The sequence below is a fragment of the Pseudoalteromonas sp. Angola-4 genome, assembly GCF_028599265.1.
GTDB lineage: Bacteria > Pseudomonadota > Gammaproteobacteria > Enterobacterales > Alteromonadaceae > Pseudoalteromonas > Pseudoalteromonas atlantica.
The window spans coordinates 437702-450473 of sequence record NZ_JAQREK010000002.1; the positions used below are offsets into that span (position 1 = coordinate 437702).

The 12772-nt window shown below is 39.5% G+C and carries 11 protein-coding genes and 2 tRNA genes; 8 read left to right on the top strand and 5 right to left on the bottom strand.

What is annotated here, in order from left to right:
* Positions 1-96 precede the first annotated feature (96 nt).
* Entirely contained in the window at positions 97-1473 is a 1377-nt protein-coding gene (locus tag PSH48_RS04385) for an L-serine ammonia-lyase (protein ID WP_004589403.1), read from the top strand.
* A gap of 71 nt (positions 1474-1544) precedes the next feature.
* Here the strand turns inward: PSH48_RS04385 and cysB are convergent, their stop codons facing one another.
* Complete coding sequence (cysB, locus tag PSH48_RS04390; RefSeq protein ID WP_024032357.1) at positions 1545-2522, bottom strand: HTH-type transcriptional regulator CysB; 978 nt, start codon at positions 2520-2522, stop codon at positions 1545-1547.
* 293 nt (positions 2523-2815) lie between these two features.
* Here cysB and PSH48_RS04395 point away from each other — a divergent pair, with 293 nt between their 5' ends.
* Entirely contained in the window at positions 2816-3574 is a 759-nt protein-coding gene (locus PSH48_RS04395; RefSeq protein ID WP_064386676.1) for a hypothetical protein, read from the top strand.
* A gap of 250 nt (positions 3575-3824) precedes the next feature.
* Here PSH48_RS04395 and PSH48_RS04400 read toward each other — a convergent pair whose 3' ends face one another.
* Complete coding sequence (locus PSH48_RS04400; protein WP_004589400.1) at positions 3825-5117, bottom strand: NCS2 family permease; 1293 nt, start codon at positions 5115-5117, stop codon at positions 3825-3827.
* A gap of 117 nt (positions 5118-5234) precedes the next feature.
* Here PSH48_RS04400 and PSH48_RS04405 point away from each other — a divergent pair, with 117 nt between their 5' ends.
* The 3 genes from PSH48_RS04405 (at position 5235) to PSH48_RS04415 (ending at position 6931) form a co-directional block, all read left to right on the top strand.
* Positions 5235-5690 carry a tetratricopeptide repeat protein gene (locus PSH48_RS04405; RefSeq protein ID WP_273610968.1) on the top strand — a complete coding sequence of 152 codons (456 nt, stop codon included), beginning with the start codon at positions 5235-5237 and terminating at the stop codon, positions 5688-5690.
* A 284-nt stretch (positions 5691-5974) separates the two neighbouring features.
* Positions 5975-6409 (top strand): SulA-like leucine-rich domain-containing protein, encoded by a 435-nt coding sequence (locus tag PSH48_RS04410; protein ID WP_273610969.1) that lies wholly within the window; start codon positions 5975-5977, stop codon positions 6407-6409.
* 42 nt (positions 6410-6451) lie between these two features.
* The gene (locus PSH48_RS04415) at positions 6452-6931 is read left to right on the top strand and encodes a YchJ family protein (RefSeq protein ID WP_029774254.1); all 480 of its coding nucleotides are present in this window, start codon (positions 6452-6454) and stop codon (positions 6929-6931) included.
* A 130-nt stretch (positions 6932-7061) separates the two neighbouring features.
* Here the strand turns inward: PSH48_RS04415 and PSH48_RS04420 are convergent, their stop codons facing one another.
* Complete coding sequence (locus PSH48_RS04420) at positions 7062-7364, bottom strand: DUF6172 family protein (protein WP_004589192.1); 303 nt, start codon at positions 7362-7364, stop codon at positions 7062-7064.
* 190 nt (positions 7365-7554) lie between these two features.
* Positions 7555-8082, bottom strand: a complete 528-nt coding sequence (locus PSH48_RS04425; RefSeq protein ID WP_004589191.1) for a VC2046/SO_2500 family protein — start codon at positions 8080-8082, stop codon at positions 7555-7557.
* 112 nt (positions 8083-8194) lie between these two features.
* Between PSH48_RS04425 and PSH48_RS04430 the strand changes: the two genes are divergently transcribed.
* Positions 8195-8279: transfer RNA gene (locus PSH48_RS04430), tRNA-Tyr, on the top strand.
* A 48-nt stretch (positions 8280-8327) separates the two neighbouring features.
* Positions 8328-8412, top strand: a tRNA-Tyr gene (locus PSH48_RS04435).
* Between the two features lie 63 nt (positions 8413-8475).
* Here PSH48_RS04435 and PSH48_RS04440 read toward each other — a convergent pair.
* Positions 8476-9126 (bottom strand): M48 family metallopeptidase, encoded by a 651-nt coding sequence (locus tag PSH48_RS04440; protein WP_273610970.1) that lies wholly within the window; start codon positions 9124-9126, stop codon positions 8476-8478.
* A 309-nt stretch (positions 9127-9435) separates the two neighbouring features.
* On the opposite strand from PSH48_RS04440, the gene PSH48_RS04445 reads away from it, so the two are divergent.
* Positions 9436-12768, top strand: coding sequence for an MHYT domain-containing protein (locus PSH48_RS04445; RefSeq protein WP_273610971.1), 3333 nt, complete (start codon positions 9436-9438; stop codon positions 12766-12768).
* Positions 12769-12772 lie beyond the last annotated feature (4 nt).

Here is a 12772-nt window from a genome sequence, read left to right on the forward strand (position 1 = left end):
CTACCAAATAGTTACATAATATAGAATTAACGTTATGATACTCGACCGTTCAAAGAACAGCTTTCGGGCTGAGTAAATAAAGTAGAGACCCATAGTATGATCAGTGCATTTGATATGTTTAGCATTGGTATTGGCCCATCGTCGTCACATACCGTTGGCCCAATGCGTGCCTCGCGCTTATTTGTTAATGACCTACAAGAGCAACAACTTTTAACCTCTGTTACCGATATAAAGGTAGAGCTTTATGGCTCACTGGGTCAAACCGGCGTAGGCCATGGCTCTGGTAAAGCCGTTATATTAGGGCTTGCCGGCTACGACCCAGAAACAATAGATGCCGATTTAGTTGACGATATCCTTGCCACCATTGAAAAAGAGCAAGTGATATACCTCAACCAAACCCATAAAGCGAATTTTCCTAAGCAAGGGGCTATTGTTTTTCATCGCCGTAAAACCTTACCTAAGCACTCTAATGCCATGGAAATTATTGCCTCAAATAATGGCGAAAAAGTATATAGCAAAGTGTACTACTCTATTGGCGGCGGCTTTATTGTTACCGATGAAGAATTTGAAAACGAAAAACAAGCAGCCCTTGATATTCGCGAGCAAAACCCGGCTCCTTACCCGTTCGAAAGTGCAAAAGATTTACTAGAGCTGTGTAAAGAATCAGGCTTTAGTGTATCTACTTTAATGATGCATAACGAAAAAACGCTGCGCAAAGAAGACGATATTAAAGACGAGTTGTTTAATATTTGGCAAGTAATGAAAGCCTGTATTGAACGTGGCATGCGCACCGAGGGAATTTTACCTGGTGGTTTAAAAGTTAAACGCCGTGCACCTAGTTTGTATTTAAAGCTAAATGTAGAAGTGAGTAATGACCCACTCAGAGCAATGGATTGGGTGGATTTATTCGCCTTAGCCGTAAATGAAGAAAATGCCGCAGGTGGGCGCGTAGTCACGGCGCCAACAAATGGTGCTGCGGGTATATTGCCGGCCGTTTTAATGTACTACCACACATTTATTAAAGAAGTGGACCGCGACATAGCCACACGCTATTTATTAACCGCAGCGGCGATTGGTATTTTATACAAAAAAAATGCCTCTATTTCGGGCGCAGAAGTAGGCTGTCAAGGTGAAGTAGGTGTTGCCTGTTCAATGGCTGCCGGCGCACTCACCGAAATTGTTGGTGGTAATGTAGTACATGTTGAAAACGCCGCCGAAATAGGCATGGAACATAATTTAGGCCTAACCTGCGACCCTGTAGGCGGATTGGTACAAGTACCGTGTATTGAGCGCAATGCCATGGGTGCCATTAAAGCAATTAATGCCTCTCGCCTAGCAATACGTGGCAGTGGCGAGCAAAAGGTGTCGCTTGATAAAGTGATTAAAACCATGCTCGATACCGGTAACGACATGAAAACCAAATATAAAGAAACCGCACGCGGTGGATTAGCGGTAAACATTATTGAATGTTAAGCGTATAAAAACAAAAAACCGCGTATTTTAGCAATACGCGGTTTTTTAGTATTTGTATACTTAAAGTCTTACTATTTTACTGGCAGTTCTATGTCGGCAAATAACGCATCAACATCTTCTTGATTACGTAATAAGCTGGCTCGCTCTACTCGCTCTTTAGTTAAATGCGGGGCAAAACGCTCAATAAAATCATACATATAAGTACGTAAAAAACTGCCCTTTCTAAAGCCAATTTTAGTTGTGCTAGCTTCAAATAAATGGCTGGCATCAATACACACTAAATCTGTGTCACTTAATTGATCAACAGCCATTGAGGCAACTACACCCACACCTAGCCCTAACCTTACATAAGTTTTAATTACATCGGCATCGGTTGCAGTAAACACAATGTGCGGCTCAAGGCCGTGCGCGTTAAATGCTTTATCAAGCTCAGAGCGCCCAGTAAACCCAAATACATACGTAATAAGCGGATACTGCGCTATATCGGCAACGGTTAAATTGTCGGCCTTTTGTGCTAGAGGGTGATCTTTTGCCACCACAATGCTGCGGTTCCAATGATAGCAAGGCAGCATAACTAAATCTGAGTATAAATGAAGTGCTTCAGTTGCAATGGCAAAGTCTGCGTCACCGCGCGCTGCCGCATCAGAAATCTGTTGTGGTGTACCTTGATGCATATGCAGCGAAACTGCTGGGTATTTTTTCATAAAGCCCTGAATAACACTTGGCAAAGCATAACGAGCTTGCGTATGTGTGGTGGCTATATTTAGTTTACCCTGATCAGGCAGCGTGTGCTCATTAGCAACCGCTTTTATACCTTCGACTTTAGATAAAATTTCGCGAGAAATGTTAATTATTTCTTCGCCGGCACCTGTAACATGCGTTAAATGCTTACCACTGCGGCCAAAAATTTGTACACCTAGCTCATCTTCAAGCATGCGCACTTGTTTAGATATACCAGGCTGTGAGGTAAATAAACTCTCAGCAGTTGCTGATACGTTTAGCTTATGGTTTTGAACTTCTACGATGTATCTAAGTTGTTGTAATTTCATGGTTGCAGTTTTTAACGTTATTATTAAGCTTATATGATGGTAATACTAAGCAAAACCAAGTTTAATTTAGTTAAAACTTGGCAAAGTAAGCACGTATATTTTCATTATTTAAGCATTAAGGCTAGCATAATAAACCCGCTGCAGATAGCGATGTTTATTCAGGTTCAACTTATAATACATTATTCTTATATCTAATTTTTAACATATTTTTAAGTTAATCAGCGCAAAGCTACCCTCAAAGCATATATTTGATGTAATATAAAAAAACAGATTATGAATCCGAGAATTAAGCCATGATCGTTTCGATTATAATTGTGCTTATAGTGGCACTGATAGTGATTGCACTGTGGGTAAGCGCTGTACAGCAGCATAAAGAAAAGCAAGAAGTTGAACGTCGCAAAGAATTAACAAAACAAAAAGCGATAATTGAAGAAACCGAAGAAGCACTTATGAATAGCGCTAATATTCCGCTTTCTGAAAACATTATACGCGTTTTACAACGTAGATGTTACGAAGCACTTAACGCTATGGTGAACCATTCACCTAATTCTAAAGCATTAAAAAGCAGAATGAACGAAGCTAAAGAAAAGCTAAGTGGTGCAGTACAAGGTAATAGCAGCGACAATTTATCGTTACCAAGTAATGATAAGCAGTTAGTCTCGTTAATTCAGGGCATAAAAAAGCTTAGAGTTATTATGCGCTCTGAGCACAGTAAAGGCCGTGTAGATAGCCAAGTATTTGCAGCAGAAGATAAGCGCCTTGAAAAGTTACAACTTAGAATCAACATAGAAAGCCAAATTAAACGCGGTTTATCTGCTCGCTCAGCGAGCATGGTGGGCTCTGCTAGGCAATATTTTGAAAAAGCCTATGCCACACTTAGTGCCGTTACCTATTCTGATGAATACGTAAACGCAAAACGCCAAGAAGTTGAAGCCTATTTAGAAGAAATAAGCACCGAACTAAAAGCATCAAATGCCACTGCCTTGAAGAAAAAAGCAGAAGCAGAGCAAGATGACTTAGACGTATTATTTGCACCTAAAAAGAAATGGTAATTTTAAATACCCAAAAGAAAGCCCATACATAATGTATGGGCTTTTTTGTATCTGTTAAGCTTTTACCAATGGGTAAATACTAACGTATTTTGAGGCACTACCTAGCGCTCACCACGTTATAAACGCTCATTTACCACAACATAGATACGCAAGGTATAACAATGCAGTGGCAATGAGCGATAGCCACTAAATAATAAATGTTTACCCACCCTCAAGCTAAAACTCTAACTAAAAGAATAGGTATTAACTATTACGATAGAAATGCAAACTTGATAATAAATAACGCTGTTAAAATCCACACGCTAATACTAACCTGATCGCGTTTACCACACAGTACTTTAACCGCAGTGTACGATATAAAACCAAGAGCAATACCGTGCGCAATAGAGAATGTAAGTGGCGTCATAAGTAGTACCACACTTACCGGAATTGCATCACTCATGTCATCCCAGTTTACAAACTTAAGGTTTTGCAGCATTAATACCGCAACGTATAAAATAGCACCCGCTGTTGCATAAGCCGGCACCATTTGCGCAAGCGGCGCAAAAAACATCATTAGTAAAAAGCATATACCCACAACAACAGCTGTTAAGCCAGTACGCCCACCAACTGATACACCGGCTACAGACTCAATATAAGAAGTAGTGGTAGAAGTACCTAACATTGCACCCGCAATAGTAGCTGTACTATCTGCACTTAAAGCACGCCCTAAACGTGGCATATTGCCTTTTTCATCGGCTAAGCCTGCTTTTTGAGTTACCGCAACTAACGTGCCTGATGTATCAAATAAATCAACAAACAAAAACGCAAAAATTACACTCAGCATAGAAAGCTCAAAGGCCGCTGCAAAATCAAGTTGCATGAAGGTAGGTAAAATAGATGGTGGCATTGACATTACGCCGTGGTACTCAACTAAGTCGAGGCTTAACGCAATGCCCGTTACTAGCAAAATGCTAATAAGTACGCCGCTTTTTATATCACGATAAAGCAAAGCAGCAATGACAAAAAAGCTTAAAATAGCTAATAAAGGACCTGCCGAAGTAATATCGCCAAGCTGTACTAATGTAGCTGGGCTTGAAACAATAATGCCTGCATTTTTAAGCGCAATTAACGCTAAAAACGCACCAATACCAGTGGCAATAGCCTGCTTTAAAACCAAAGGAATAGCATTAATTATCCACTCTCTGACCTTAAACAAACTTAATATTAAAAATATACAACCAGACATAAATACCGCACCTAATGCAGCTTGCCAGCTATAACCCATGCCCAGTACAACACCGTAAGTAAAAAATGCGTTTAAACCCATGCCCGGCGCAAGTGCTAAAGGGTAATTAGCCCACAATCCCATAATAAAACAGCCAATAGCAGCCGCAATACAGGTAGCAACAAATGCAGCACCTTGATCCATGCCTGCTTCCGCAAGCATTGCAGGGTTTACAAATACAATGTAAACCATAGTAATGAAAGTAGTGATTCCAGCAATGCTTTCGCGTCGCACATTGGAGTTATTTTCGCGGAGTTTAAATAGAGCTTCGAGCATAATAGACTTGTGATAGTAAAAAGTGACGTGATTTTACCATAAAATTAAGTATAAACAGGACATTTTACCTTGCGATATACTAAACTGTTGACGTAGAAACTATAAAAAAGAAAATATATGAATAAGACTCAGCCTAGCGGACAAGACTTAGAGCAGCAATTAAACAATATTTTAGATTTTGTAACACAGCCTACAAACCACAGCGCTGAAAACAATAGTGATATAAGTGAGCAAACAACACTTAACAAAGCACTGTATTATTTAAAGCATAACCAAGCACCGTTGGCAGCTAAGTGGATGCGCCTTGCCGCAATGGCCGGAAATCATCGCGCCCAGTTTTATTTAGGGTTATTTTTTGTCAAAGGCCAAGGCGTACCAAAAAGCGTATTTCACGCAGCAGCATGGTTAAGTTTAGCCAGCAGCCAAGGCTATGAACCGGCAACCGCTGCTTTAGATGATTTAAGAAAATATATCGACACCAAACGTCTTAAAGACGCTCAGTGCTATGCAGCCAGTTTGTATGAGCAAATCCACCAAATTCAGTTTGCCCACTTAATCCCAAAAAATGACTAACTACTGTATAGCTAACAGCTAAGCACTGTAAAACACACTAAAATAACTGTATAGCCATCCCTTAAGTACTGTATAACGCTGCTACACTTTATACAGTACTGCAAACACCCTCAGCTTTCACTTACACGGCTTAAATTATAACCCACTGTTTTTAAAGTATTATTTTTATTATTTATTTTTTAAAACCATTAACTGTATAAAAAATAACAAAAAAACGCTTGCACACAACAACTGTATAAACTACTGTATACGTGTACTGTATATAAACCCAGTGAGTGAGACCTATGCTACAGCCAATTACCGTAAGAACCGTTAAAAGCTACCAACAACATAATGAAAGTGAGTCGGTAAACTTAATAAAAGTAGAAGATGAAATTTCTGCTACGTTTGAAATGCTAAAAGTGTTGCACCAATACAATCGCTCTAACGCGTGGACCTTACTGATTGCGCCCGACCATGTGCCTAGTAAAGCCTTACTAGATAGCTGCTCTATAGATACCAGCAAACTGCTTGTAATAAGACAAAAGCATTTAGTAAATTTAGAGTATGTGCTTAATTCAGCACTTCATAATGGTAACTTTGCAGCCATTATTACTTGGACAGATATAGTAAGTGAACAGCAGCTTGTTAATTTATCGCTTAATTTAGACAAAAGAAGCGCTAAGCTATTTTGCTTTACTAAAAAAACCAGTACTACAGCAATATCACTTACTCAATAAGCTTGGTAAAATACATTTTTAATTTATGTTAATTAGTATTTTATGAGTGTAACCAGTACTAGCGCTTGCTTATGCAACAGTCAGCTTAATTATGGTGACTGTTGCCAGCCTTATCATCTTGATATAAAAACCCCAGCAACACCTGAGCAACTAATGCGTTCGCGCTTTAGTGCTTATGCATTAAAAAATGCATCTTATGTATTTAAAACTTACGCCAAAGAAAAACAAGCACAAAACCCAGTAAATGAAATTGCTGACTTTGCCAATAGCTGTCGCTTTGTAAAATTAGTTGTGCGCGATACGCAGCAAAGTGATGAGCGAGGTTATGTTGCCTTTAACGCGTATTATTTTTACCAAAACTTATATTGTGAGTTGGATGAGAAATCAGACTTTATAAAAGAGGACGGTGAATGGCGTTATTTAGAGGGTATTATTAATCCGGTCGCCGATATAAAAGTTGCCAGAAACGACCCCTGCCCATGTGCAAGCGGTAAAAAATATAAAAAGTGTCACAGTGTATAAAATAAGCTAAACACTTAGCATAAAAATAGCTTTTTATTTAAGCGCTACTCTATACCACTAAACATGTTAATAACTGCCATAAACAAAAAATGGACCATCTAGGTCCATTTTCTACAATATTGCTATTGGTTTATTCATCATCATCTAGATCGAACGATTCACGCTGCGCAGGTCTAGCTAAAATCTCAACATAGAATGAAGTAAGCGCCTGCTTTTCGATTTCGCTGATCTTGTTGTTAATTTCAGCTACGTGAACAACTTCGGCATCATCGGCACTTGTGCCAAACTTACAGTCAAACGCCCAGTAATCAGCTTCAACAGGTAGCGTTTTATTGCGCTCTCTTTTCAAATATTTTTTCACTTCATGCTTTGCAGCATCAACCATACGAGGGTATTTGATTTTCTCATGATTTAGCGTGAATGTTTTCTTCATTACGTTCCTAATTACCTTGATTTAATGATAATGGCACTCAAGTCATACCATTTGCAGCCATTATAGCAATTGCATTTAATTTGTGGATGCTTTTTTTAAACAAAAAAAGAATTGTTCTATTTTATTGCATAACCGGTTATTAAATATAAGGTGTTTTAGGCTTTTAAAACGCACAAGTGTTAAATTATTTTTATGCGTTAGCAACAAGCAATGGCTTATGTATAGCCTCATTAGTTAAATCGTCATAAAATGCTGCGGCGTCCATTTGTGGACTTGCAAGCGCGGTGTGCGTGTCATTTAAGCGTCTGCGTACTGATAGTTCACAATTATCGATTACTGTTAAAGGGATATGTAACTTGTCATCTCTAATCGCTAGTGGCTCAGGGTTTAAGCAGTGGCTTAATTTTATTGCTTTCATACCTGCTTGCTCGCCTTGTTGAACAATCATCGACGCGTGCTCTTGCCCTATGGTCATATCAAATTTTTCGGGAGCTAATAATTGCTTTGGTCCAGCACCAAAGCGCTCCCTTAACTGTTCTTCGTCTACATAAGCACTATGCGTTTCACTTTTTGGCAAGTGAAATTGACTAAAATCCAGCGCATCGTGCGATAGCATCGCTAATAAAAGTGAAAATTCGCCTCTGCGATTTTCATGCACACTTTTATTTAGCCTGGTCTTTAGTTGACTCTCTGTGATTAACAAATCATCGATTTGCATAGTCTTTAGCCGATTATGATAACTGATAGATATTTATCGGCTTTATTTCAAATTTCTTTAGCTTTTTTCTTTACTTAAATACGCAGTTTGCTATTATCAGCGCCGTTGCATTGGAGGGGTTCCCGAGCGGCCAAAGGGATCAGACTGTAAATCTGACGGCTCAGCCTTCGCTGGTTCGAATCCAGCTCCCTCCACCACTTTTCTTACCGCTAAGTTAAGTGGGGCCAAATGTAACAAAATAGTGTGGAGGGGTTCCCGAGCGGCCAAAGGGATCAGACTGTAAATCTGACGGCTCAGCCTTCGCTGGTTCGAATCCAGCTCCCTCCACCACTTCTTATCTTCAGTATCCTTTTCTATATCTTTTTCATTACTATTTAAAACTTCATTTTTAGACTAATTATCAAATACCCACTGTAATGTTGCCCCGTGGTTTTTAAGCCATGCTGATGCAGATTTATAATCGGGATAAAAGTTAGCTACGCGCTTCCAAAAAGCGCTGCTGTGGTTTAAATGCTTTAAATGAGCCAATTCGTGAACAATAACATAATCAATTATATGATGAGGTGCCCCAACAAGGTTAAGGCTAAAGGTTAGCTCTCGCCGAGAATTACAACTCCCCCACTTACGTTTATAACTTCCAATCGTCAATTTAGTCGGTAATGCTTCTGACATCTGTTGGCTATAATAAGCTAAACGCATTTCAATGTAGTTTGTTAGCGTTTCTTCAAGGGCAAGGCAAAGTAGCTGCTTGCGTTTTTCAGGCTGTTTTTTTACTCGATTAGAAGTGTAAATAGTAAATACGCTATCGGATTGCTGAACATGTGAGCGTGTCCCTTTTGCAAAAGTAATAGTATATGGCTTAGCAAAAACCATTATTTGCTGGTTTTTAAACGGGTGTTGATGAGTATCAATGGCGTTAAGTTGTTTATGCAATTGCGCAGTTACCCACTCATTTTTACTAAACAGCCATTGTTCTATTTGTAGTTTTGGCACGTGTGTAGGCGCATAAACAGTAACTAATTTTTGGCTAACTTTTATTGCCACTGTTTTACGCCTTGCACTGCGTTTTAGCTGATACTCAAACAAGGTGTATGCTCTAAATATAAATAAAAGCGTATTATAAAGCCTTATTTAATCAATGCAGTTATTTAGCGATAAATAAATGGGCTCAGTGTTTATTATTATTTTTATTTACGCAAAATCTCGTCTTATTAATAAAGTACGCTACGCATGTTAATACTTTAATGCTAAAAAGTAACATCGCTAATTTATAATATAAATTATTAGATTAACAGTTTATTTATATAATAAATCTATTAAACTAGTTCAATAAAGATACTAATTTGAGCCACTATGCTGTCTGCATTTTTTATAACCGACCACGATCCGAGCCTCATTATCAACGGTGCATATAACCCTATACTGGTTAGTTTATCGGTCATTACCGCTATTTTTGCTGCCTTTTTTACGATCTGGTTGGTTGATGTAGCAAAGCAAACGCAATTCGAAAGCTATAAACGCTTAGCCAATGTGACCGGTGCCACTGTTTTATCGGCCGGTATTTGGAGTATGCATTTTATAGGTATGTTGGCCTTTTCGTTATGCACAGAAATACACTACGACCCAATCATTACCGTTTTGTCTTTTTTACCGGCGTTTATTGCATGTCAGTACGCTTTTTCGATTTTAGTAAAATCGCAAGGGTCATACAAACACCTTATTATTTGCTCTATTTTACTAGGCTCAGGCATTGGTACAATGCACTACAGCGGCATGGCAGCAATGGAGCTGGCCCCGTTACTACGTTACGATGCAATCATATTTGCTTTATCAATTGTGGTCGCTGTTGGTTTATCGTTCATAGCACTTTTTACGCGTTATCATTTAACGCGTTTGCTACCTAATTTATCACAACTGCAAGCGCGCTCTATTACCGCTGTTATTTTAGGCTCAGCGGTGGCAGGTATGCACTATATGGGTATGGCTGCTACCCGCTTTGTTGCAACCTCTCCGCTTTTACCCGATTATCAAGAGTCAACCACTGAGCTTGCTTTTGTGGCTATTGCCGTAGCTACCGCGACCGTTGCTATAACCTGTGTCATTGCAGTTATAAATGGCATGGTTAGATACCGCTTACTGCTTGAGGAAAAATCGGCGGATGAATCTCGACTAAATGCTATTTTAGGCACTGCTATTGATGGCATTGTGACTATAGATCACACCGGCATTATTTTGAGCTTTAACGAAGCTGCCAGCAAAATTTTTGGTTGGCGAGAAAACGAAGTTCAAGGTCATAATGTAAAAATGCTGATGGCCGATGAAATCGCTCGCCACCATGATGGCTATTTGTCTCACGCCAAAAATGTAGATCTAGGAAAAGTAATTGGTATAAATAGGGATGTGTCTGCCAAACACAAAGATGGCCACCTTTTTCCTATTCGCTTAGGTATAGGGGAAGTTAATCAGCCAGGCCATATGCCGTTATATGTTGGCTTTATCACCGATTTAACCGAACAACGCGCTATGCAGCAAAGTCTTATTGAAAAAGAGCAAAAGTACCGCTCTTTAATGGATAATATGCCTGGCGCTGCTTTTCGCTGTAAGTACGACGAAAACTGGAGCATGTTATTTATCAGCCCAACAGTGGCTGAACTAACAGGGTACACGCCAGAAGAGTTCACAGAAAGCTGCATAGAACTTAACGATCTTATTTTGAAAACAGATCAGCCAACGGTAAACGAAGCCGTAGCGCAAGCCATGACCTCAAGTTTAAAGTACTCGGTAGAGTATCGTATTCGCCACCGTAACGGCAAAGTTGCCTGGGTATTAGATAAAGGCAGTATTACCTGTGATAAAGATAATAACCCGCAGTGGATAGATGGGGTATTGGTTGATATTACAGAACAAAAAGAATACGAAGACAAACTTGAGCAGGCAAAATTGCAAGCTGAAGAAGCAGCGCACGCTAAGCAATCTTTTATGGCTAATATGAGCCATGAGATCCGCACGCCGATGAATTCTATTATCGGTTTTAGCGACCTACTGATGGACACTCCGCTAAACCAAGAACAGCAAAAGCACTTGGTTACAGTTAATAATGCGGCGCGTTCATTATTAAGGTTACTTAACGAAGTGCTTGATACCGCAAAACTTGAGCGCGGAAAGCTAACTATTGAACCCGTTCACTTTAGTTTAAAACAAGTACTCGATAGCATTATTTCGACATTTTGGCTTGAAGCAAAAAAGAAAGACTTGCGTTTAAAGTTGAACATTAAAGATTCTGTTGCCACAACTTACTATGGCGACCCAGATAGGTTAAGGCAAATTTTAACTAACCTCATCGGTAACGCCATTAAATTTACCGAGCAAGGTTCGGTTGAGCTAACTGTAAGTACTACGCAAACTGATCAGCTCTTTTTTGAAGTGCAAGATACCGGCATAGGTATTGCCAAAGACCGTGTTAAAGCTATATTTCAGCCGTTTGTTCAGGCCGATGGCACCACTACTCGTCGCTTTGGCGGTACAGGCCTTGGAACAACCATTAGTAAACAATTAGTAGAGCTAATGGGCGGCACTATAAACCTAGTCAGTGAAGAAAACAAAGGTAGCTGCTTTTACTTCTCTTTACCGCTTAAACAAGGCGATGCAGAAAAAATAGACCATTTCGATGGCCTGCACACTCAATTACCATCGCTAAGGGTACTTGTGGTGGATGATATTGAGCAAAACACCGAGCTGCTTTCGTTATTACTTTCTAAAGATCAACATTTGGTAAGCAAAGCAAGCAACGGTTTAGAGGCTATTGCAATATTCGAGAAACAAGATTTTGATGTCATCTTAATGGATATTCATATGCCTGAGTGTGATGGCATAGAAGCAACCACAAAAATTAGAGCCATAGAAAAGCAAAGGCAGCTTAAATTTACCCCCATTATTGCGTTAACGGCAAGCGTCCTACAACAAGATAAACTCACAGCTAAACGTGCTGGCATGAACGGCTTTGCTAATAAGCCGATAGATATAAATCAGCTTAACCAAGAAATTGCTCAGGTGCTTGGCTTAGGTATTGCTAAAGATATGGTTATTAGCCAATCAGACCCTGAGGCTAAACACATCGACTTTGAAAAAGGTGTGATGCTTTGGGGTAATAAATGCAAACAGTTAACCGAAATTGCCAAATTTATAAATGACAGCAATAAACGATTTGATATTTTATTTAACAGTAAGTTATCTGAGATTAAAGACGCCAATAGCCTGATACATACCCTTAAAGGGGTCGCCGGTAATTTAGGCCTAACAACATTAATGACTTTATTAGCCAAGTTAGAGCGTGAGCAAACTTCTGAGCAATCTACAGCGTTAGTAACACAAATAAAAGACGAGTTAGAGACAATAACGCAATTAATATCAGGCGATGAGTGCGCACAAATCACGCCTGCAGAGAGTGAAAATACTGAGCAAAAAAGCACGCTAAACGCGGCTGAATTAAAGTCACTGTGTGAAACGCTACACCATGAAGCGCAAAGCGCCGAGCTCAACGATGATTTGCTAGCGCAGCTTGAAAATAACGCCCCTGCACACTTACAAACTCAAATAAATGAGGTTGTAAACGCATTTGATGAATTTGACTTTGATCAGGCGCAACACGTCCTAGACGGTCTAATTAAAGAGTTTACCCAAGAATGAGAAT

Excerpts from the sequence above, each read along its gene's own strand:
- PSH48_RS04385 (WP_004589403.1), top strand. The coding sequence starts at position 97 with ATGATCAGTGCATTTGATATGTTTAGCATTGGTATTGGCCCATCGTCG.
- cysB (WP_024032357.1), bottom strand. The coding sequence starts at position 2,522 with ATGAAATTACAACAACTTAGATACATCGTAGAAGTTCAAAACCATAAG.
- PSH48_RS04395 (WP_064386676.1), top strand. The coding sequence starts at position 2,816 with ATGATCGTTTCGATTATAATTGTGCTTATAGTGGCACTGATAGTGATT.
- PSH48_RS04400 (WP_004589400.1), bottom strand. The coding sequence starts at position 5,117 with ATGCTCGAAGCTCTATTTAAACTCCGCGAAAATAACTCCAATGTGCGA.
- PSH48_RS04405 (WP_273610968.1), top strand. The coding sequence starts at position 5,235 with ATGAATAAGACTCAGCCTAGCGGACAAGACTTAGAGCAGCAATTAAAC.
- PSH48_RS04410 (WP_273610969.1), top strand. The coding sequence starts at position 5,975 with ATGCTACAGCCAATTACCGTAAGAACCGTTAAAAGCTACCAACAACAT.
- PSH48_RS04415 (WP_029774254.1), top strand. The coding sequence starts at position 6,452 with ATGAGTGTAACCAGTACTAGCGCTTGCTTATGCAACAGTCAGCTTAAT.
- PSH48_RS04420 (WP_004589192.1), bottom strand. The coding sequence starts at position 7,364 with ATGAAGAAAACATTCACGCTAAATCATGAGAAAATCAAATACCCTCGT.
- PSH48_RS04425 (WP_004589191.1), bottom strand. The coding sequence starts at position 8,082 with ATGCAAATCGATGATTTGTTAATCACAGAGAGTCAACTAAAGACCAGG.
- PSH48_RS04445 (WP_273610971.1), top strand. The coding sequence starts at position 9,436 with ATGCTGTCTGCATTTTTTATAACCGACCACGATCCGAGCCTCATTATC.